Below are 21,353 nucleotides of genomic sequence, written 5' to 3'. Positions count from 1 at the left end.
CAGGATGGTAGCAAGCGACCGCGCCAGCGGCAACCGCCACGCCCGGCGCCGCCCGACACGGAGGGTGTGTGTGTCATTGAGAGATGGGGAGCGGATTGCGCATTTCAAGACGGGGGCAAGGCGGCTTGCAGCAATTCCCGGGTATAGGGATGGCGCGGCTGGCTGAAAATGGCCTCAGCCGGCCCCTCTTCCACCACCCGCCCGTCCTTTAGCACCAGCACCTGATGCGCCACGGCGCGGATGACGGCGAGGTCGTGGCTGATGAAAAGATAACTCAGCCCATACTTGCGCTGCAGGCTGTGCAGAAGTTGCAACACCTGCTTTTGCAAAGTGGCGTCCAGCGCACTGGTGGGCTCGTCCAGCAACATCAGCTTGGGGCGCAGCACCAGCGCGCGGGCGATGGCGATGCGTTGACGCTGGCCGCCGGAGAATTCGTGCGGGTAGCGCGGCATCATGTCCTGGTGCAGGCCCACCTCCTGCAACACGGCGGCCACCCGACGGCGACGTTCGTCCGCCGGCATGTGCGGCTGATGCAGCGCCAGCCCTTCGCCGATGATCTGCTCTACCGTGCGCCTGGGCGACAGCGAGGCGAACGGGTCCTGAAACACGATCTGGAAATCCCGCCGTGCATGACGCAGCGCGCGCCCCTTGAGCTTGTCCAGCGCATGGCCGTCCAGCCGGATATCGCCTTGCGCCGGCAGCATGCGCAGCAAGGCCATGCCCAGCGTGGTCTTGCCCGAGCCGGACTCGCCGACGATGCCCAGCGTCTGCCCGGCCGGCAAGGCGAGGGAGACGTCGCGCAGCACCGGGATGTCGCGGTGTCCAAACCAGCCGGTGCGCTGCCGATAGCTGACGCTGACCGCGCGCGCGGTCAGCCGCTCCCGGCTGCTTTCCGGCGCTTCGGCCAACCTTTCCGGCCGGCTGGCCAGCAATTCGCGGGTATAGGGGTGAGAGGGGTTGGCAAACACCGTGTTCACCTCGCCGCTTTCCACCACCAACCCGCCGCGCATGACCACCACCCGGTCGGCAAAACGACGCACCAGATTGAGGTCATGAGTGATGAACAACACCGCCATGCCGGATTCGCGCTGCAAATCGGCCAGCAGGGTCAGTATCTGCGCCTGCACGGTAACGTCCAGCGCGGTGGTGGGCTCGTCCGCCACCAGCAGGCGCGGCTTGCAAGCCAGCGCCATGGCGATCATGGCCCGTTGCCGCTGACCGCCGGAGAGCTGAAACGGGTAGCTGTCCACCTTCCGCTCCGCATCGGCAATGCCGGTACGCGCCAGCAGACGAATGGCTTCGGCACGGGCTTCGCGGGCATTCAACCCCAGATGCAGGCTCAGTCCTTCGGCAATCTGCTCGCCCACGCGAAACAGCGGATTGAGCGCGCTCATCGGTTCCTGGAAGATCATGGCGATGTCGCGGCCGCGAATCTGCCGCAAACGCTTCTCTCCCACGCCCAGCAGTTCTTCACCGTCCCAGCGCACCGAGCCGCTGAGCGCCACATCCGGATTAAGCTGCAACAGCGCCTGCGCCGTCACGGTCTTACCGGAACCGGATTCGCCCACCAAGGCCACCTTCTCGCCGGCCGCCACTTGAAAGCTGGCGGCCGTCACCACCTGATGTTGGCCGAAGCGGGCATTCAGCCCTTCTACTGTCAGCAGTTTTTCCATCCTCAGCCCTTTCTGGTGTCCATGGCGTCGCGCAAGCCCTCGCCGATAAAGATCAGCAGCAGCAGGGTGAGCGTGAGCAGCCCGAAGGTGGGCAAGGCGATCCACCAGGCGTCCAGATTATCTTTGCCCTGCGCCAGCAACTCGCCCAGGCTGGGGGTGGATGACGGAACGCCCAGGCCGAGAAAATCCAGGCTGGTCAGCGCCAGAATGGCGCTGGAAACGCGAAACGGCAGGAAGGCCAGCACCGGGGTCAGGCTGTTGGGCAGCACGTGCCGCCACATGATCTGCCAGTTGGGCAGCCCCAAGGAACGCGCCGCCGCCACGTAGTCCATCTGCCGGTTGCGCAGGAACTCGGCGCGCACGTAGTCGGACAAGCCCATCCAGCCGAAGGCAGTGAGCAGCAACAGCAGAATCCACAAACCCGGGTTGAACAGCGACGAAAGGATGATGAGCAGATACAGCTCCGGCAGGCTGCCCCACACCTCCAGCAAGCGCTGCAGCACCAGGTCTGTCTTGCCGGCGAAATAGCCTTGTATCGCCCCCATCAGCACGCCGATCAGCGTGCCGCTGGCGGTCAGGGCCAGCGCAAACAGCACGGAAACACGGAAACCGTACAGCAGTCGCGCCAGGATATCGCGACCGCGATCATCCGTGCCCAGTACGTTGTCCTCGGACGGCGGCGCGGGATTGGGCCGCGAAGCAAACTGGTTCACCGTGTTGCTGCCATAGGGATTCGGCGCAAACACCACCCAATTGCCCGGCCGGGCAAATTGGTCCTGGATGAAGGGATCAAGATAGTCGGTGGGCGTATCGAAATCGCCGCCGAAAACGGTTTCGTTGTACTGGAACAGAATCGGGAAATACAGCTGATCGTGGTAACGCGCCGCCAGCGGCCGATCGTTGGACAGCACTTCGGCAAACAGCGACACCACAAACATCAGGCCAAACAGCCACAGGCTGACCCAAGCGCGCTGATTGCCCTTGAATCGCCGCCAGACGCGGCGGCCCGGCGTCATCGCAACGCTCATGATTCGCCTCCGCCAAAAGTGACGCGCGGATCCACCAGCACGTAAGAAAGATCGGACAGCAACTTGGCCAACAGGCCCAACAGGGTGAACACATACAGGCTGCCCATCACCACCGGGTAATCGCGCCGCATCACCGACTCGTAGGACAGCAAGCCCAGGCCATCCAGGGAAAACAGGGTTTCAATCAGCAAGCTGCCGGTGAAGAAGGCGCCGATGAAGGCGGCGGGAAAACCGGTGATCAGCGGAATCAGCGCATTGCGCAGCACGTGCCGGTAAAGGATGCGCCCCTCCGACACGCCCTTGGCGCGCGCAGTGAAAACGTACTGGCGGCGGATCTCTTCCAGAAACACATTTTTGGTCAGCATGGTCATCACCGCCAGATTGCCCACCACCGATGCGGTGACCGGCAGCGCGATATGCCACAGATAATCCAGCACCTTGTCCACCGGCCCCAGACTGGCCCAGTTGTCGCTGACCAGATTGCGCAGCGGAAACAGCTGCCAGAAACTGCCGCCGCCGAACAACACCAGCAAGGCCACCCCCAGCACAAAGCCGGGAATGGCGTAGCCGGCCAGAATGAGCGTGCTGGTAAGCAGATCGAAACGGCTACCGTCGCGCACGGCTTTGGCGATGCCCAGCGGAATGCACACCAGATAGGTGATGAAGAAGGTCCACAGGCCGATGCTCATCGACACCGGCAACTTGGAGGCAATCAGCGCCGCCACCGACTGGTGATGGAAAAAGCTCTCGCCCAGATCAAAACGGGCGAAACCGGCCAGCATGTGGGTAAAGCGCTCCAGCGGCGGCTTGTCGAAGCCGTACAGTGTTTTCAGCGCCGCCACCTCCTCCGGCCGCAATCCGCCCCGCCCTTTCATACCCATGCTCGAGGCCGTTTCACCGCCGACGCTGGCATGCGTGAGCTGTTGCACCATTTGCTCCACCGGGCCGCCCGGCACCATCTGGATGATGAAAAAAGTGACCGCCAGCACGCCCACCAGCGTGGGAATCATCAATAGCAGTCGCTTGAGAAGATAGCGCCAGAGACTCATGGTTGTTTCCACCAGGTTTCGATGACCCAGTCGGTCGGGCTGTAATAAAGCGGCAGGTGCGCAGCTTGGCCGAAGCCGCGCCACCACGCCATGCGGTTGTAAGACAGATACCAGTTGGGCACCACGTAATAACCGGCGCGCAAGACGCGGTCCAGCGCGCGGCTGGCGGCCACCAGTTGCCGGCGATTGGCGAAATCGAGAAAACGCGGCAACAGGGCCTCCACCGCCGGATCGCACACGCCGGCGTAGTTTTGCGAACCATTGGCGCTGGCAGCCTTGCAGCTGTGGAAATCCAGTTGCTCATTGCCGGGGCTGTTGCTGGCAGCGTACACCACCACCGTCATGTCGTAGTCGAAGTTGTCCACCCGGCGCTGGAAAATGGCCGGGTCCACCACCCGCACCGTCATCTGTATGCCCAGTTTGGCCAGGTTTTGCGCCCAGCCGCTGACAATGCGTTCGTAAGTGCGCGAGTAGGTGAGGAATTCGATCCGCAACGGCGTACCCATGCGATCCACCAATCGCCCGCCCTCGTAGCGCCAACCAGCCTCAAACAACAATTGCCGCGCCTTGCGCAGGTTGGGACGCGCGCCGTAGTAAGGGTCGCTGACCGGCGGCATCACCGCCGGGCCAAATACTGCCGGGTCCAGTTTGCCGCGCAGCGGCTCCAGCAGCGCCAGCTCATCCGGCCCGGGCATGCCGCTGGCGGCCAGCTCGCTGTTGGTGAAATAGCTGTCGCTGCGCCGGTACTGCTGGTAAAACAGGTTGCGATTGGCCCATTCAAAGTCGAAAGCCAGCCCGATGGCCTGCCGCAAGCGTTTGTCGGCAAACTGCGGTCGCCGCAGATTGAAGACAAAGCCCTGCATCCCGGCGCCGTTGCCGTGCGGCAAGGTCTTTTTCAAGATGCGCCCATCATCGAATTTGGAACCGCTGTAACCGCGAGCCCATTGCTTGGCGATGTTCTCCACCGACACATCGAACTCGCCGGCCTTGAAGGCCTCAAGCCGGCTGGTTTCATCGCGGTAATAGCGGTAGACGATCTCGTCGAAATTGAACATGCCCTTGCGCACAGGCAGATTGGCGGCCCAATAGGCCGTATTACGGCGGTAACGGCTGTATTTGCCCAAATCATAGCCGGCCAGCACATAGGGGCCGGAACCGATGGGCGGCGTCTGGTTCACATCAGCCAGCGTCTTGCCGGCAGGAATCCAGCGACGGGAAAACACCGGCAGCTCGCACAGGATCATGTGCAGCTCAGAATTGCGACGCTGAAAATCAAAGCGCACCGTGCGGGCATCCAGCGCCGTCACCCGGGCGACATCGGCCCAGTACATGCGGTAGAGCGGCGTAGCGCCGGGGTCTTTGGTGAGGGTATTGAAAGAAAACACCACATCGGCGGCGCTGACAGGCTGACCATCGGAAAACCGCGCCAGCGGGTTAAGACGGAAGGTGGCGGACAAGCCATCCTTGGCCAGCACCATGTCTTCGGCCAACAGGCCATAGCAGGTATAGGGCTCGTCCTCCCCTTTCACACCGAGGGTTTCCACCGTCAGTTTGGAGAGGCCTGCCTCCTTGTCGCCCTTCAGGCTGTAAGGGTTGAGCGTGTCGAAGCCGCCCTGTGCCGACAGCGTCAGCCGCCCGCCCTTGGGCGCGGCCGGGTTCACGTAGGCAAAATGATCAAAGCCGGGCGCATAGCGCGGCGCATAGCCCATGGCCATGGACGGCGCGGCCATCCCCTTGGCCGAGCACGCGAGCAACAGTATCCCCATCAATAACAGTGGTTTCATCTTGTTCTTGGCGGTTCCCGCTTACACAGACTGTCCGTCTGTCTTATCATGCCGTCTTTGAGCCGCCCGCGTTGGCGCTGGCGGCGATTCTTAATCGACATAATAGGGCCTGATGTCGGCATGCTGCAAAGCCACATCGCGCCGCGTTCATCTGGGGCTGTCGGACAATCTCCACTACTGTGGAGCGCCGGCTTCGGTATAATGCCCCCCTGTTTCTACCAAGAAGGACTCCTCATGGGCTTTCTGCAAGGCAAAAAAATTCTGATTACCGGCATGATCTCCAACCGTTCCATCGCTTACGGCATCGCGCAAGCCTGCCATCGCGAAGGCGCGGAGCTGGCGTTCACCTATGTGGTGGACAAGCTGGAAGATCGTGTACGCGAAATGGCCGCTGATTTCGGTACCAAACTGGTTTTCCGCTGCGACGTACAAAACGACGAAGAAATCAATCAACTGTTTGCCGATCTGGGCAAAGAGTGGGACGGCCTTGACGGCCTGGTGCACGCCATTGCTTTCGCCCCGCGCGAGTCGCTGGAAGGCGACTTCCTGGACGCGCTGTCCCGCGAAGCGTTCCAGACCGCACACGATGTGTCCGCCTACAGCTTCCCGGCGCTGGCCAAGGCTGCCCGCCCGATGATGCAAGGCCGCAATGCCGCGCTGCTGACCCTGTCCTACCTCGGCGCCGTTCGCGCTATCCCCAATTACAACGTGATGGGCCTTGCCAAAGCCAGCCTGGAAGCCTCGGTGCGCTTCATGGCCGCCAGCCTGGGCAAGGACGGCATCCGCGTGAACGGTATCTCCGCCGGTCCGATCAAGACCCTGGCCGCCGCCGGCATTTCCGGCTTCGGCAAACTGCTGTCCATCGCCGCCGGTCAGTCCTGTCTGCGCCGCAACGTGACCACCGAAGAAGTGGGCAACACCGCCGCCTTCATGCTGTCCGACCTGGCTTCTGGCATCACCGGCGAAATCACCTATGTGGACGCCGGCTTCAGCATCAACTCCATGAATGTGCCGGACGCCTGATCCTCAGGCCCTGCAGTCCATGCCGACCGGCGCCCTAGCGGCGCCGGTTTTGTTTTACAAACCGATTTCCCCCTCAGACAGTTCCCCCTCCTCCGCCTGACGGTTCTCAGCTGCAGTCCGCGTGGTTATAGTGGTGGGCATGATCCTCTACCGCAACGACGGGCTGGAATTGGCCGAAGTGGCCGCCAGCGCCGCCGGGTTCCCCCGCCACACGCACGACGAATACGTCGTCAGCGCCAATATCGACGGTCTGGAAGCCATCTGGCTGGATGGCAAGACTTTCGAGGCCGACCCGCGCGTGCTCACCGTCTACCCGCCCGGCGCTCTGCAATCCAGCCGGCAGCTGGGCGATGGCGGTTGGCGTTGCGTGTCGCTGTATGTATCGCCCGAGCGCCTGCGCCCCCTCGCGGGCGAGGACTGGTTGCCGGCTCGTCCTGACCTGCAGCGGCCGGACCTCGCCGCCGCCCTGCGCGGCCTGGGCGATGCGCCCGCCGAGTTGCGCGAAGAGGCCGTCATCGGTTTCTTGCTCAATCTGCTGGACAGCGCCCCCCGACGAGCGGACGGACCGCCGGCCAGCCTCTCTTCGCCGCGCCTGCGCCGTCTGCAGGAAAGATTGCTGGATCAGCTGGACTCGCCGCCTACGCTCGACGCGCTGGCCGCAGAAGAAGGCCTGAGCGAAGCGCATCTGGTGCGGGCATTCAAAACCGCCGCCGGATTGCCGCCGCTGGCCTGGCTGATGCAGCGCCGCCTATCGGCCGCCCGCGCTCTGCTGCGCCAAGGGGAGGATATCGCCGAAGTGGCGCTGGCCACCGGCTTTGCCGATCAGGCGCACTTCAGTAAAACGTTCACCCGCTTTTGCGGCATGTCGCCCGGACGCTTCCGTCGCGTCAATTTTTGACAAGACCGGCCCGGCGCAGCGCGCCTATCATGGCCGGCACCACCACCCGAATACGCAGGTTGCTTCATCATGCTGGCCATCGCCACCAAAGGTTTTCTCTTGTCCGTCTCGCTGTGCCTGGACATCGGCATCGTTAACGCCGCCCTCATCAACACCGGCATGCGCAATGGTTTGCGCCCGGCGCTGCTGATGGGGTTGGGCTCTTGCTTCGGCGATCTCTTCTACGCGGTATTGTCCGTACTGGGCATGGCCTTGCTGTTCAGCTTTACCCCGGTGCGCTGGGTGATGTGGCTGGGCGGCGGCAGCGTGCTGATCTGGCTGAGCTGGAAAATGGCGCGCTCCGCCTGGCTGGAATGGCGGCACCCGCACGCCACCTTGCCGGGCGCGCATCATCAGCACAAGGTGCGCTCCGGTTGGGCCGAATTCTGGCGTGGCCTGTTGATGGCGCTGGCCTCCCCCTCCTCCCTACTGTGGTTCGCCGCGGTGGGCGGCAGTGTGATTGCGCAGAGCACGGATGGCAGCGCGCTGTCCGCAGGCGTGTTCCTCACCGGATTTTTCCTTGGCGGCGCGGCGTGGTCGTCCTTCCTCGCCTTGCTGGCCAGCCACGGTCAGAAGTTGGTGGGGCACCAGTTGCTGCTCTATTGCAACGCCGCCTCGGCCGCGCTGTTCGCCTGGCTGGCGTTCGGCGTGATCGTGCATGGCTACCAGACCTTGCTGTGAACCCTGTTACATGAAGACAGCATCAAGGCAGACGCGGTAGAGTGTCCGTTCAGCTCGTACTACTCGATAAAATGCGGCTAACAACACCCGGCCCGCGCCTTGTCACACCACTGGCTACGGCAAGCCCCGGCAGTTGTTAGCAGCGCAATAACGGACAAAACGCCATGATCCACCAGCAACATCCGCTGACGTCCACCTGCCTGGGCACCCACCGCCTCATCAACAGTTTTCATTTCGGCCAGGCCGGCAGCTCTGCTGGCAAAGCCTATATCCAGGCCTCGCTGCATGCCGATGAACTGCCCGGCATGCTCACGGCCTGGCACTTGAAGCAAGCCCTGAAAACGCTGGAAGCGGCCGGCCGCATCGAAGGCGAAATCATTCTGGTGCCGCAGGCCAACCCCATCGGCCACGCCCAGTCCCTGCAGGGCTATCATCTGGGTCGTTTCGAACTGGGCAGCGGGCAGAATTTCAATCGCCACTACCCCAGCGTCACTGGCGCGGTGTACGCATCAGTCAAGGATCAGCTGGGCACGGACGCCAAAGCCAACACCCGCTTGATTCGCGCCGCCATCCGCGACGCCGTGGCCGCCTGCCCGCAGGAAACCGAACTGGCCAGCCAGCGCAAGACGCTGATGGGGCTGGCGGCAGACGCCGACATCGTGCTGGACCTGCACTGCGACTGCAACGCCGCCCTGCATGTGTACACCGGCACACCGCTCTGGCCGCAATGCGAGCCGCTGGCGCGCCTCTTGGGCTCGCATGCGCAGTTGCTGGCCACGGAATCCGGCGACTACCCCTTCGATGAAGCCTGCAGTCAAACCTGGTGGGAAATCGAAACCTTGTGCCGTCGCGACGGCATCGACGCGCCCATCGAGATGGCATGCCTGTCAGTCACGGTGGAGTTGCGCGGCCAGCACCATGTCAGCCATGCACTGGCGGAGAAGGACGCCCTGGCGATCCTGGATTTTCTGCGTTATCGCGGCCTGATCACGGCGGATGACAGCCCGCAATTGCCGGAACTGGTTTATCCCGCCACGCCGCTGGCGGGTTCGGAAAACCTTGTGGCGCCGCACGCCGGGGTAGTGAGTTATCTGGTTGCGCCAGGCAGCGTCGTTAGCGCCGATCAGCCAGTGGCGGAAGTGATCGATCCGATCAGCGACACCGTAAGCGTGCTGGCCTCGCGTCACGGCGGCATGTTGTACGCGCACGAGCTGCACCCCTACGCCACGACGGGCATGAGCGTAGCCAAAGTGGCCACGCAGCAGGCCTTCAAGAGCGGCAAGTTGTTGTCGGCCCGTTAATCAAGACCCACCAACAAAACCCTTGCCTTGCGCCTTCAGGACGTACCTCCCGTGTCGGCGCGCCTTGGTTCAGGGTCTCGACGAGGGTTTGCAAACGGCTCCAAGCGCCGAGATCCCACGGCTGCCGGCAAGTCTTGCGGTAGCCGGTGGCGCGCTTCGCTGCGGGAACAATAGGACCTTACTTGCGGGTTTTAATGGGAAGAGGATATGCCGCCGGCCTCGCGCTGGCGGATAGCGTCTTTCAGGCAGGTGGGGCACAGGCAATCGCCGTGGTCCGTCTCCAGCGGCATGATGTTGGGCAGGTCGGAACACCAGCAGCGCGCGTTGAGGCCGCCATCGCCGCAAACAAAGGCGGCACTGCAAACCGGGCAACGCTTTTCCACCATTTGCGGCGGCAAAGCCAGCAGCCGGTTCCAGACCGACTGCTTGTCGAAATTGCTGTAGCCGGGCCAACCGGCGATCTCCTTGATGGTACGGCGGCAGCTGAGGCAGCTTTCGCCGGCAGGATCGAGCTGGCAACTGCCAACACAAGGAGAGGGGATGTCGCGACTATTCATACGGTTTGATCTGAAATACGGCCGGGCACCGCGGCGGACCGCCGACAAGGTTGGCCGAAGGCGACATCATACCGTGGCTTGACCTTCCTAACATGGCCCATTCATCCACATGGCCGACAAATGAACGAATCAGCCGCGCTTTGCTAGAATCCGTGCGACAAACCGCTTTCAGAAAGGCAAATCATGGGTTGGATCGCTACGCTGCTGACCGGCGCGCTGATAGGCTGGCTGGCCGGCAAGGTCACCGACGTCAGCAAAGGGCTGTTTCTCAACATGCTGATCGGCGTACTGGGCTCAGGCCTGGGGCGCTGGCTGTTTGGCGAAGTGTTGGGCATCGGCAAGGCTTATAACGCCGGACATTTTTCCCTGTCGGGCCTGGTGTTCGGCGTGATGGGCGCCGTGGTATTGATTGCCGCGCTGCGGGCGCTGGGATTGCTCTCCTCCCGCTAAGCGGGCCGGCTGTTGTAACGCATCAGCTTTCAATCACCTTGTAGCCGTAGCCCTTGTCCGGCACCGGCACCGAAACCGGCTCCAGCGTGTCCAGCGGCAAGAGGGTGAGCTTACGACCGTAGACGCCGCCGGTATCCAGATAGTGCACATTGTCCACCTGCCGCACTTCCTGCCGCGGCGTATGGCCCACGCACAGCATCACCACGCCCACTACCGGCTGGCGCTCGCCGCCCTTGGCGCGCTCGCGGCTCCAGATCAGCTCGTAACGCCATTTGCGGTCTTCCTCGCTCAGCAGGGACTCATCCTGCCAACCCTTGAGTTTGTCGCGCAGCGCATTCCAGTTGTCGCCGGGGCAGTCCGCGTGCAACAGGCCCACCAGCCCGTGTTCGCAGGCCACTTCCATTGCTAGCGGCATGGCGGAGAAAGCCTCGCGATAGCGCTGCTTTTCTTCTTCCGGGCGGCAAATGAACCAGCCACCGCCATTATGCAGATAGCGCTCGCAGGAGTCGGTATCGGCCAGATCAAACTCCAGCGCCATTTGTTCGTGGTTGCCGCGCACGGCGTAAAACCACGGGTAGGCCAGCCACTCCAACACCGCCGCCGACTCTGGCCCCCGATCCACCAAATCCCCCACCGACAACAGCCGGTCCCGGCTGCCGTCAAACACCACCGTTTCCAGCAATTGACGCAACTCGGTGAAACAGCCATGCACATCGCCGACGACAAAATCCCTTCCCTGGGTATTGGCGGGCAGACTGGCAAACAACTTGCTCATGGGGAACAGCCATCCTTGTGAGTGGTGAGACGGCCATTATGCACCTGTCGCGCAATCGGCGGGCAAGGCATTTGCTCCTCCTCTTCCGGGCTGGCCCGCCGCGTCGGCACGACGCGATGATGAACGTCAGCCGGCATGCTTGGCCTGCGCATGCCTTGAGCTGCGGCGCCGTTCAAACTTGGCCTTGCGCGCGAAAACAAAAACGGCACAGGAAACCCTGTGCCGTTGGTCTTTGAAGCGGTGAAACGCTTACTGGGCTGCGGAAGCCGCGGCCGGAGCGGCTGCACCGCCACCGATGGTCTGCATGACCTTCCACTGACCGCCTTCAACCTTGTAAACGGTGATGCCGCCGTCTTTCAGATCGCCCTTGTCGTCGTAGGTCCAGTTGGCCGAAGTCACGCCGGAGTACTTGATCTTGGCCAGAACCGGCAGGTAAGCCTTCGGATCAGCGGAGTTGGCGTCCTTCATGGCCTGGATCAGCGCACGAGTAGCGTCATAGCCGTACGGAGAGTAGGTGGCTACGTCGGTCTTGAAGCGGGCCTTGTAGCGGGCTTCGTAGTCCTTGCCCTTGGGCATTTGCTCCAGCGGCAGACCAGCCAGGGAGGCGATGGAGCCTTCGGCTTCCTTGCCGGCCAGTTGCAGGAAGTTCGGGGTCTTGGTCATTTCGCCGGAGATCAGCGGAGCCTTCAGACCCAGGCGCTTCATTTGCTTGGCCATCGGAGCGGACTGGGCGTCTGCGCCGCCGTAGAAAATCACGTCCGGATTCACGCCCTTGATGGAGGTGAGGATGGCCGCGAAATCGGTAGCCTTGTCATTGGTGAATTCACGCTTGGACACTTCGCCGCCAGCGGCCTTGACGGCCTTTTCAAACTCGTCGGCCAGGCCCTGGCCGTAAGCGGTGCGGTCGTCAACGATGACGATCTTCTTGGCCTTCAGGGTTTCCACCACGAACTTGCCCATCACGCTGCCCTGCTGGGTATCAGAGGTCATGGAGCGGAAGGTGTTCTTGAAGCCCTGAGCGGTGAACACCGGGGAGGTGGCCATGGCGATCATCGGGATGCCGGCGTCGGAGTAAATCTTGGATGCGGGGATGGCGCAGCCGGAATTGAAGTGGCCGATGATGCCGGCAACCTTGCCATCAACAAACTTCTGCGCCAGCTGAGTGGCGGTTTTCGGGTCGGCCTGGTCGTCCTGGGCATCCAGTTCGAAAGTCACCGGCTTGCCGCCAATGGTCGGCTTTTCAGCGTTGGCGTCTTCGATGGCCAGGGTCACGCCATTCTTGTATTCCTCGCCGTAGTGGGCTTGCGGGCCGGTCAGCGGTGCGGCAAAGCCGATTTTCACTACATCGCCAGCCGCAGCGGCGGCGGGAGCGGAAGCAGCGCCAGCCGGAGCGGCGGCGTCGTCTTTCTTGCCGCAAGCGGCCAGAGCCAGGGCAGCAGCAACAGCCAGGGTAACGGTAGTCAGCTTGGTAAATTGCATCTTGAATCCTCTATCTTTAGGGTCTCTCCTGCCCGCTTGTGGCGGACAGTTCTCTTGCAGCGAGTTTATATCGTTACGTGCAACGCTGGCGGCATTATTCCAATGACGACAGCACATGACAAGTAACGTTTATCAATCATCGGTTTCCGGACAAAACGGCGAACAGTCCGACAAGGGGCTGACGCCGTTCCGACCTTACCGCTTTGCACTGCGGACAAACCTCGTCATGAGGCCGCCCCGCACTGCGCCGGCACAGCCGACGCACGCGAAGCGGCATGTCCGCCGTGCTTAGTCGCCGATGCTCATCAGGCTGGCGTTGCCGCCAGCGGCGGTAGTGTTGACGCTGACTGCGCGCTCCACCACCAGTCGGTGCAGGTTGTACCCTGCGCCGGCATTCTGCAACAGGGGCAACAAAGCCCCATCGCGTGCCGCCAACGCGCGTCGCGCGCCAGCGGCATCCTTGCCTTGATACAGGACGGCGCTGACATCGGCCGCCAGCACATCGCCTGCCAACTCAACGCAAGCCGGCAACAAACTGGCGAACTGGCGGTTTTCCGCCGTATCCGCCAGCACGGCCACATTGCCGGTGGCCAGCGCGGCTACTAGTTGCTCCGCCAATTCGGCGACGCTATCTGCCACGCACGCCACCTTGCCGCGACCGGCAAAGCGCAGGGTGTTCTTCTCGCCAGTAGGACCAGGCAGCGTCACCAAATGATTGAGCGGGCTGTTGCGGCGAGCAGCAGCCACCGATGCCGCCAGGCCGCGCACGCCGATGCCGTCGGCTGCGGCGGCCAGACGATCCAGCGCGCTGAAGTTCACTTCCACCGCCTCTTCGGCCAAGGTCGGCGTCCAGACGGCGCGCGTCAGCCGGTAGAGGTAGAACGGGCCGCCGGCTTTCGGGCCGGTGCCGGACTTGCCTTCGCCGCCGAAGGGCTGCACGCCCACCACCGCGCCCACGATGTTGCGGTTGACATAGATATTGCCCACTTTGATGCGGTCGACGATGTGATTGATAGTTTCGTCGATGCGGCTGTGAATGCCGTGCGTCAGGCCATAGCCGGTAGCGTTGATCTGATCGATGACGCTGTCCAGTTCGCTGGCCTCAAAGCGCAGCACGTGCAGCACCGGACCGAACACTTCGCGGGTAAGGTCGGACAGGTTGTCGATCTCGAACAGCGTCGGCGGCACGAAAGTGCCTTGGGCGCAGTCTTCGCCCATGGGGGTTTGATAGTAGCTGCGGGCGCGGGTTTTCATCTTGTCGATGTGCGCCAGCAAACCGGCCTGGGCTTCGGCGTCGATCACCGGACCCACATCAGTAGTGAGGCGTGCGGGATTGCCCACCGTCAGCTCATCCATCGCACCCTTGATCATGGCAATGACCTTGTCGGCGATGTCGTTCTGCAGGCACAGCACTCGCAGCGCGGAACAGCGCTGGCCGGCCGAGTCGAAAGCCGAGCTCAGCACATCGGTCACCACCTGCTCCGGCAAGGCGGAGCTGTCAACGATCATCGCATTTTGCCCGCCGGTTTCAGCCACCAGTACCACATCGTCGGGGCGCTTGGCCAGCGTGCGGTTGATAATCTGCGCCACCTCGGTGGAGCCGGTGAAAATCACGCCATGGATACGTTCGTCGCTGGTCAACGCCGCGCCCACCACCTCGCCGCGCCCCGGCAGGAACTGCAGCACATCGCGCGGCACGCCCGCCTCGTGCAACAGGCGCACGGCGAAAGCGGCGATCAGGCTGGTTTGCTCTGCAGGCTTGGCCAACACCGGGTTGCCGGCCGCCAGCGAGGCGGTCACTTCGCCGATGAAGATGGCCAGCGGGAAGTTCCACGGGCTGATGCACACCACCGGGCCCAGCGGCGGGTGGGTGTCGTTGTTGAATTCGGCGACAATCTGCGCGGCATAGTAGCGGCAGAAATCCACGGCCTCGCGCACTTCGGCGATGGCGTTGCTGAGCGTCTTGCCGGCTTCGCGCACGGCCAGGCCCATCAACGCCGGCATATTGTCTTCCATCAGGTCCGCCATGCGATTGAGGCAGGCGGCGCGCTCCGCCACCGGCGTGGCGGCCCAGCGGGCGGCGGCGGCTTCGGCCAACGTCAGGGCGCGATCAACATCGGCGGCGGTGGCTTCAATCACCTGCCCCACCACGTCGTCGCGCTGCGCTGGATTGCGCACCGGCTGCCAGTCGCCAACGGTGATGTCGGCATCGCCCAGCAGCGGGAAAGCCTGCCAGGTTTCATGCTCGGCAGCTTGCAGGCCCATCTGCAGCGCGGCCAGCACGTGCTCGCTGGAAAGGTCCAGCCCCTTGGAGTTGCGGCGGGCGTTGCCATACAGCGACAAGGGCAGCGGGATCTTCTTGTGCGGCTCGCCGCCATGCTTGGCGGCCTCGGCCACCTGATCGCTCACCAGCTCGTCGATGGATACCTTCTCGTCCACGATGCGGTTGACGAAAGAACTGTTGGCGCCGTTTTCCAGCAGGCGGCGCACCAGATAGGCCAGCAGGGTTTCATGCGAGCCCACCGGTGCATAAATACGGCAGGCTTTACCCAGATTACCGGCGCCCACCACCTGGTCGTACAGGGTTTCGCCCATGCCGTGCAGGCACTGGAACTCGTAATCCAGTCCTTGGCCCAGTTGATAAATGGCGGACAAGGTGTAGGCGTTGTGCGAAGCAAACTGCGGGTAAATGGCATCCTGCGCCGCCAGCAGACGCTTGGCGCAGGCCAGATAGGAAATGTCGGTGTACACCTTGCGGGTATACACCGGATAGCCCGGCAGGCCGTCCACTTGAGCGCGCTTCACCTCCGCATCCCAGTAAGCGCCCTTCACCAGACGCACCATGAAGCGATGGCCGCTGCGGCGGGCCAGATCCACCAGATAATCAATGATGAAGGGACAACGCTTCTGGTAAGCCTGCACCACCAGGCCAATACCGTTCCAGCCTGCCAGATCCTTGTCGAAAGCCAGCGCCTCCAGCAAATCCAGCGACAGCTCCATGCGGTCGGCTTCTTCGGCATCGATATTCAGGCCGATGTCGTACTGGCGCGCCAGCAACAACAGCTCTTTCAAGCGAGCCAACAATTCGCTCATCACCCGTTCGCGCTTGGCACGGCTATAGCGCGGATGGATGGCGGACAGCTTCACTGAGATCCCCGGGCCGTCATACACGCCGCGCCCGGCCGATTCCTTGCCGATGGCGTGAATCGCCATGATGTAATCGTTCATGTAGCGCTGCGCGTCCGCCTCGGTCATCGCCGCTTCGCCCAGCATGTCGTAAGAGAAGCGATAGCCGCGCGCTTCGCGCTCGCGGCCGTTGGCCAGCGCCTGTTCGATGGTTTCGCCGGTGACAAACTGCTTGCCCAGCATGCGCATCGCCATGTCCACACCCTTGCGGATCAGCGGCTCCCCGCCCTTGGCGATCAGCCGCGTCATGGCGGAAGACAAACCCTGCTCGCTGTGGGAAGACACCAGTTTGCCGGTTACCACCAGGCCCCAGGCTGCAGCATTCACAAAGAGCGAGGAGCTGTTGCCCAAGTGCGCTTTCCAGTCGCCGCGCGAAATCTTGTCGCGAATCAGCTTGTCGGCGGTTTCCTTGTCCGGGATGCGCAACAAGGCCTCTGCCAGACACATCAGGGCGATGCCCTCGGCACTGTCGAGCGAAAACTCGTGCATCAGCGCATCCACGCCGCTGGAGCGCGTACGCTCCTGACGTACCTGGCTCACCAGCTTGCGCGCCAGCTGCTGTGTGGCGGCCACTTGAGGCTCCGTCAGCGCGGCCTGCGGCAGCAGGGCCTGAACGCATTCCTGTTCATCTCGACGATAAGCGGATGTAATGGCATCGCGCAGGGCCGTCTGGGATTGGGCAAACACCTCGAATTGCATGGATAACTCCCGATTTTGTTCGCAGCGCCGGTTTATACCGGCTCAAGATTTGCCTATTGTATACAATTGGAATTGCAACTGTTCGACAATATAAAATATTCCACATAAAGACACCCGGAAAGCAGCGCGCGATCAAGGAAAATCAAGCCACTTGTCCTATCATGGCATGGCCCGACTGTTGCAATCTTGTTGCATCACCACAACGTCCATACCAGCGCGGCCCTCCTCCGCCCTGCTTTTTCCCATTGAGTTGTAGTCAATACCGAGGTCAAGCATGCAAAACATTCTGATCACGCTCAGCGCAAGCCCCTATGGCAGCGAACGCGTTCTCACTAGCCTGCGCCTGACGCTGGCCCTGGCCAGCCACGCCAACCATCCACGACTGCGGCTGTTTCTGCTGTCTGACGCCGTCATCACCGCCATGCAGGGACAGGCCGCTTCGGCCAACCCCAGCCTGGGCGACATGCTGCAAGAGGCCATCTCAATGGGTGTGGAAACTTATGTATGCCGAACCTGCGCTGACGCGCGGGGGCTGAGTGAAAACCGGCTGATTCAAGGCGTGAAAATCGGCACCATGCCAGAACTGGCCAACTGGACGCTGGAAGCTGACAAGGTTCTCGGATTCTGACAAAAAAACGGCCTGCCTCTCGGGGGAAAAGGCAGGCCAAAGGGCAGTCTTGGAGTCATACAAACAAAGGAACAGCAGAAATCAGCCGGGTTTGATCCTTACTTCGGATCTCACCTCAAGTACACCAGGCACATTGGCAGCCACCTCCATCATGCGGCGCAGGGCATCGCGACTGGGTGACGAACCTTTCAGCGCCACCTTGCCATTCTTCACCTCCGGCGTAATCACCGAACCGGACCCGTCCGCCAGCGGCTTCAATACTTCATTCAGTTGCCAGGCAAGCTTGTCGTCATTGCTGACCGAAGCAATGGCTACATGCTCGGCTACCGGGTCGAACAAACTCATACCGTGCGCCTGCGGCAGCACGGCAATCCAGGCAAACAACAGCCCTTGGCTCAGATGTCTGAAAGTCATGGCATCACCTCATCGCTTGCGTTTCACAACACGCATTGCAAACGGCGTGCCAGCCTTTTCGAATCCTTTCATATCAACAACTTGCATCATTTCACAAGCACAGCAAGCGATCGGTGCCGGCGCAGTTCGTCGCCAATTGACGACAAGATTTCCATGCATGCCGCGCATTGCGCTGAAAACAAAAGAAAAACCCCTGTCGCTGCTTAACGACAGGGGTCTCAGCCAATCCGCCTCACAGGCCGCCTTTTGACTCAACCACCCTCTTTGAAGGTAGACGCCACCAACTGATGCTTTTGCAGCAGCCGGTAAAATTCGGTTCGATTGCGATCCGCGATGCGCGCCGCCAGCGAAACGTTACCGCTGCTTACCCGCATCAACTTTTCCAGATAATCGCGCTCAAACTCGCGCTTGGCTTCGGCCAGAGTAGGAATGCTGGCCATACCTTCCGACACCGCTTTCTGCACCTGCGTCAACGGAATAAGTCCGGAAGTGCTCAGCACGCAACACTGTTCCACCGCATTGGCCAACTGCCGGATGTTACCCGGCCATCGCAGCCCGCACAGGTACTCCATGGCATCCGGCGCAAACCCCGTCACCTCTTTGCCGTAACGGCCCGCCACGTCTTGCAGGAAGTGCCGCGCCAGCAAGGGAATATCCTCGCGCCGCTCCGCCAGCGGCGGCAAATTCAACGCCACCACATTCAAACGATAAAACAAGTCTTCACGAAACAGACCGTCGCTGATCAGAGACTCAAGATCCCGATGCGTGGCGGACACCACCCGCACATCGACCGGCGCAGCCTTGGCGGAACCCACCGGCCGCACTTCGCGCTCTTGCAACACGCGCAACAACTTTACCTGCAAGGCCAGCGGCATGTCGCCGATTTCATCCAGAAACAATGTACCGCCGTCGGCCTCGGCAATCAGGCCCTGATGCCGCGAAGCGGCGCCGGTAAATGCGCCCTTTTCATGACCAAAGAGCTCACTCTCCAGCAGATTGTCCGGAATGGCGCCGCAGTTCACTGCAACAAATGCGCCTTTGGCGCGTGGGCTGGCCAGATGCAGCGCCTTCGCCAGCACTTCTTTGCCAGTACCGCTCTCACCGCGGATCAGCACACTGGCGTCGGTAGCCGCCACCAAGCGGGCTTCGGCCAAAAGTTCTTCCATCAAAGGGCTGCAACTGACCAGCCCGGCGCGCCAGGCATTGTCGTCATCCACCGCAACGGCCCGCGATGAAAAGGCCAGCGCTTGCGATACCTTGTCCAGCAAGGCCTGACTATCGAAAGGCTTCACCAGGTAACCGAATACACCGCGGCTTACCGCCTCAACCGCATCCGGGATGGTGCCATGCGCAGTCAGCATGATCACCGGGATGGTCGGGTAGCTTTTCTTCACCTGCTCAAACAAAGCCAGGCCGTCCATGCCGGGCAAGCGCCAGTCTGTCAGCAGCAGATCAGCCCGGCGTGCAGCCAGCACACCCAGTGCGGTCTCGGCCGAATCTGCCCTGTCCACCTCATAGCCCGCCGCCTCAAGACGCAGCGCGAGGAGTTTCAATAAATCGGCGTCATCATCCACCAGCAAGATTCTGCTGCTTCTACTCATGGTTGGGTCTTTTTCAGTCTGGCTTTGTCAGCCATGGATTTCTCAATCGCACGCAACGCATCCAGCTTGGCGGCCAGGTCGTCTGCGCGTCGTTGTTGTTCCGACAACTGCCCGTTAAGTCGGTTCAGCTGCTCTTCGAGCCGCCGACGCTCCGCCAGCTGACCAGCAAGCAAGGCAGCCAAGCCGTTCAAACCCTCCTGACCACCGTCGGCCTTCAGCGACTGCTGGGCAGCCTCCAATTGCGCATACGCTCTGGTATAGTCCGGCTTGCCATCCTGCACCAACTGGTGCGCCACATAACGCAGTCGGTCGCCAGCGCAAGCATCCTTACCCGGCGCCCCGATGTCCTTTCCATGCCGCAATCCCGCCAGGGCGGCGTCCGCATCCGGACAAAGCCGTATCATGCGCGTCGCCGCGGCAGGTGCCCCCTTGCCGGCAGGCAAGGCGCCGCAGGCAGACAATGCTGCCGCTAATGTTGCAGCCATCATTTTTTTCATCATCACATCAACTGCCTTTGGGTTCGCCATCTGGCCACCACACATAAAATTGCGCTCCCATTGCCACAGCAGGGCAAGCCACGTCCCCCCCCATCAGCTGTGCAAAAGTCTTTACCATGGTCAAACCGATACCGCTGCCCGGCACCTCTCCAGCCGGAGGGGGGCCGGTGAAAAAGGGGTCGAATATTTTCTCGCGCACGCCGTCCGGCACCCCCGGCCCCTGGTCGCAGACCCGGACACCGCAACGCCCATCCCGACGCGTCACCTCTATCTTGATAATGCCGTCCTGCGGAGAGAAACGGATTGCGTTTGATACCAGATTATCGAGAATGGTGCGCAGCCGTTCACGATCGGCACTGATCGGCAACTCATCGCCGACCGCCTCAAAGCTCAGCCGCTTTTGTCGCAACAGCGGGCGCAAGCTGGCTTCCATTTCCGCCAGCATCCCCGCCAGCGCAAAACGCTCCATGGTCAAAGGTCGTTCCAGCCACTTGCCGGCATCCTGCTTCAACAGTGTATCCACACGCTGGCGCAATAGCCGGGTATTGGCCAGCGTTATACTCGCGATCTCCTGCTGAGCCAAATTCATCGGCCCGGGTATCTGGTCATGCAATAACGACGACGCTTCTTGAATCGCCGCCAGCGGCGTTTTCAGTTCATGCGACACATGGCGAAAAAAACTGGTCTTGTCCTCCTCCAACTGCTTTAGCCGGGAGTCCAGTTCGGAGAGGGCATTGGCCAATTGCAACAAGTCATAAGGCGCGGACATATTCCAGTCCTGCCCGCGTTCTCCGCGCGCCAATCGATTGATCTTCTGCCGCAATACCGTGAGCGGCCTTACCAGCAAGTGTGCCAGCAGGAAACCGCCGGCTATCGCGGTCATCAGAGAAATGATCGCCATTCGATCCGCTTGCTGGCGCTTATTGCGCAAATTGGCCTCCCAGCGCTGGCGACGCTCGGCAGCAGCCTGTTTCACCCGCCCATCCAAGCTCTGCCCTAACGCAGTGAGCCGTTCGTATTGCCCTTCCAGCTGTGACTGGCGCATCGCGGGGGCTGCATCGCCGGTCATCAGCGTGACGCGCGATTTGCCGACCCAGTCATGCAAGGATTTGGCAACCGCCTGCATTCCGGCATCATCTGTCTGTTGCAACTTGTCCGACAACTTGTCCAAGGCCTGCAACGCCTGCAAACTGCTATCGGCAAATGTTGGCTCATCCAGAGCCAGCCACTGTCGAGACGAGCGCTCGAAGCGCTCTCCCTGCTCCGCAAACGTATGCGACCAGTCTGACCAAGCGACTGACAACTGCTGGCTGTCGTTCACCGAATCCGACAACTGCTGCAAATGCCACCATGTTTGCACCAGCGCCAACGAAGGAAGCAGCGTTACCGCAAACAGGCTAGCCACCAGCAAAGTTTTAAAGGAAAGATGCCGCAACAACATGGGACATGACTCTTCGGTTCGATAGCCCAATTGTCCAGCAATGCCGCTACAACAACAATCGATAACGGACGCCCGGGCAGTGACCATTGCCAAGACAATGGGCCAATAAGGCGTGATGAAGAGGCGGGAGGTTTGCCGAAGGCAGGCGCG

General features: G+C 61.8%; 18 protein-coding genes. 6 read left to right on the top strand and 12 right to left on the bottom strand.

Going from position 1 to position 21,353, the window contains the following annotated elements:
• Window positions 1-104 precede the first annotated feature (104 nt).
• Genes Q0P52_RS13105 through Q0P52_RS13090 form a run of 4 tightly spaced genes read right to left on the bottom strand, consistent with a single transcriptional unit; the run spans window position 105 to window position 5,534 of the window.
• Window positions 105-1,673 (bottom strand): dipeptide ABC transporter ATP-binding protein, encoded by a 1,569-nt coding sequence (locus Q0P52_RS13105; protein ID WP_293763365.1) that lies wholly within the window; start codon window positions 1,671-1,673, stop codon window positions 105-107.
• 2 nt (window positions 1,674-1,675) lie between these two features.
• Window positions 1,676-2,701 (bottom strand): ABC transporter permease, encoded by a 1,026-nt coding sequence (locus Q0P52_RS13100; protein ID WP_293763366.1) that lies wholly within the window; start codon window positions 2,699-2,701, stop codon window positions 1,676-1,678.
• Window positions 2,698-3,750: an ABC transporter permease subunit gene (locus tag Q0P52_RS13095; RefSeq protein WP_293763368.1), complete on the bottom strand. Its 1,053-nt coding sequence runs from the start codon at window positions 3,748-3,750 to the stop codon at window positions 2,698-2,700. The genes Q0P52_RS13100 and Q0P52_RS13095 overlap by 4 nt, the downstream gene beginning before the upstream one ends.
• Complete coding sequence (locus Q0P52_RS13090) at window positions 3,747-5,534, bottom strand: extracellular solute-binding protein (protein ID WP_293763371.1); 1,788 nt, start codon at window positions 5,532-5,534, stop codon at window positions 3,747-3,749. Before Q0P52_RS13090 ends, Q0P52_RS13095 begins: the two co-directional genes overlap by 4 nt.
• A 234-nt stretch (window positions 5,535-5,768) precedes the next feature.
• On the opposite strand from Q0P52_RS13090, the gene fabI reads away from it, so the two are divergent.
• The 4 genes from fabI (at window position 5,769) to Q0P52_RS13070 (ending at window position 9,476) form a co-directional block, all read left to right on the top strand.
• Window positions 5,769-6,557 carry an enoyl-ACP reductase FabI gene (gene fabI / locus Q0P52_RS13085; protein WP_293763374.1) on the top strand — a complete coding sequence of 263 codons (789 nt, stop codon included), beginning with the start codon at window positions 5,769-5,771 and terminating at the stop codon, window positions 6,555-6,557.
• A 121-nt stretch (window positions 6,558-6,678) separates the two neighbouring features.
• A complete protein-coding gene (locus Q0P52_RS13080) occupies window positions 6,679-7,455 on the top strand; it encodes an AraC family transcriptional regulator (protein WP_293763377.1) in 777 nt (258 codons plus the stop codon).
• Window positions 7,456-7,524: 69 nt separating this feature from the next.
• Entirely contained in the window at window positions 7,525-8,175 is a 651-nt protein-coding gene (locus Q0P52_RS13075) for a LysE family transporter (protein WP_293763380.1), read from the top strand.
• A 164-nt stretch (window positions 8,176-8,339) separates the two neighbouring features.
• A complete protein-coding gene (locus Q0P52_RS13070) occupies window positions 8,340-9,476 on the top strand; it encodes a succinylglutamate desuccinylase/aspartoacylase family protein (RefSeq protein ID WP_293763383.1) in 1,137 nt (378 codons plus the stop codon).
• 191 nt (window positions 9,477-9,667) lie between these two features.
• Here Q0P52_RS13070 and Q0P52_RS13065 read toward each other — a convergent pair whose 3' ends face one another.
• Window positions 9,668-10,033 (bottom strand): cysteine-rich CWC family protein, encoded by a 366-nt coding sequence (locus tag Q0P52_RS13065; protein WP_293763385.1) that lies wholly within the window; start codon window positions 10,031-10,033, stop codon window positions 9,668-9,670.
• 183 nt (window positions 10,034-10,216) lie between these two features.
• Here Q0P52_RS13065 and Q0P52_RS13060 point away from each other — a divergent pair, with 183 nt between their 5' ends.
• Window positions 10,217-10,483 carry a GlsB/YeaQ/YmgE family stress response membrane protein gene (locus Q0P52_RS13060; protein ID WP_293763387.1) on the top strand — a complete coding sequence of 89 codons (267 nt, stop codon included), beginning with the start codon at window positions 10,217-10,219 and terminating at the stop codon, window positions 10,481-10,483.
• A gap of 22 nt (window positions 10,484-10,505) precedes the next feature.
• On the opposite strand, the gene Q0P52_RS13055 is transcribed toward Q0P52_RS13060, so the two are convergent.
• From Q0P52_RS13055 to putA, 3 genes are all read right to left on the bottom strand, one after another.
• Window positions 10,506-11,258 carry a metallophosphoesterase gene (locus Q0P52_RS13055; RefSeq protein ID WP_293763390.1) on the bottom strand — a complete coding sequence of 251 codons (753 nt, stop codon included), beginning with the start codon at window positions 11,256-11,258 and terminating at the stop codon, window positions 10,506-10,508.
• Window positions 11,259-11,507: 249 nt separating this feature from the next.
• Window positions 11,508-12,737, bottom strand: a complete 1,230-nt coding sequence (locus tag Q0P52_RS13050) for a branched-chain amino acid ABC transporter substrate-binding protein (protein ID WP_293763393.1) — start codon at window positions 12,735-12,737, stop codon at window positions 11,508-11,510.
• A gap of 288 nt (window positions 12,738-13,025) precedes the next feature.
• A complete protein-coding gene (gene putA / locus Q0P52_RS13045; protein WP_293763396.1) occupies window positions 13,026-16,622 on the bottom strand; it encodes a trifunctional transcriptional regulator/proline dehydrogenase/L-glutamate gamma-semialdehyde dehydrogenase in 3,597 nt (1,198 codons plus the stop codon).
• Between the two features lie 274 nt (window positions 16,623-16,896).
• Here putA and Q0P52_RS13040 point away from each other — a divergent pair, with 274 nt between their 5' ends.
• Window positions 16,897-17,250: a DsrE family protein gene (locus Q0P52_RS13040; RefSeq protein ID WP_293763399.1), complete on the top strand. Its 354-nt coding sequence runs from the start codon at window positions 16,897-16,899 to the stop codon at window positions 17,248-17,250.
• Between the two features lie 81 nt (window positions 17,251-17,331).
• Here the strand turns inward: Q0P52_RS13040 and Q0P52_RS13035 are convergent, their stop codons facing one another.
• The 4 genes from Q0P52_RS13035 to Q0P52_RS13020 all read right to left on the bottom strand — a co-directional run.
• On the bottom strand, window positions 17,332-17,664 hold the full coding sequence (locus Q0P52_RS13035; RefSeq protein WP_293763402.1) for a BON domain-containing protein: 333 nt from the start codon (window positions 17,662-17,664) through the stop codon (window positions 17,332-17,334).
• A 251-nt stretch (window positions 17,665-17,915) separates the two neighbouring features.
• Entirely contained in the window at window positions 17,916-19,265 is a 1,350-nt protein-coding gene (locus Q0P52_RS13030; protein ID WP_293763405.1) for a sigma 54-interacting transcriptional regulator, read from the bottom strand.
• Complete coding sequence (locus tag Q0P52_RS13025; RefSeq protein ID WP_293763407.1) at window positions 19,262-19,792, bottom strand: hypothetical protein; 531 nt, start codon at window positions 19,790-19,792, stop codon at window positions 19,262-19,264. The genes Q0P52_RS13030 and Q0P52_RS13025 overlap by 4 nt, the downstream gene beginning before the upstream one ends.
• A partial coding sequence (locus tag Q0P52_RS13020; RefSeq protein ID WP_293763409.1) for a HAMP domain-containing sensor histidine kinase occupies window positions 19,770-21,353 on the bottom strand: 1,584 nt, incomplete at its 5' end. The genes Q0P52_RS13025 and Q0P52_RS13020, both read right to left, overlap by 23 nt.

This window comes from uncultured Aquitalea sp., assembly GCF_945957525.1.
GTDB lineage: Bacteria > Pseudomonadota > Gammaproteobacteria > Burkholderiales > Chromobacteriaceae > Aquitalea.
The sequence above is the reverse complement of the archived record's forward strand: the minus strand, read 5'-3'. Positions and strand labels throughout refer to the sequence as shown.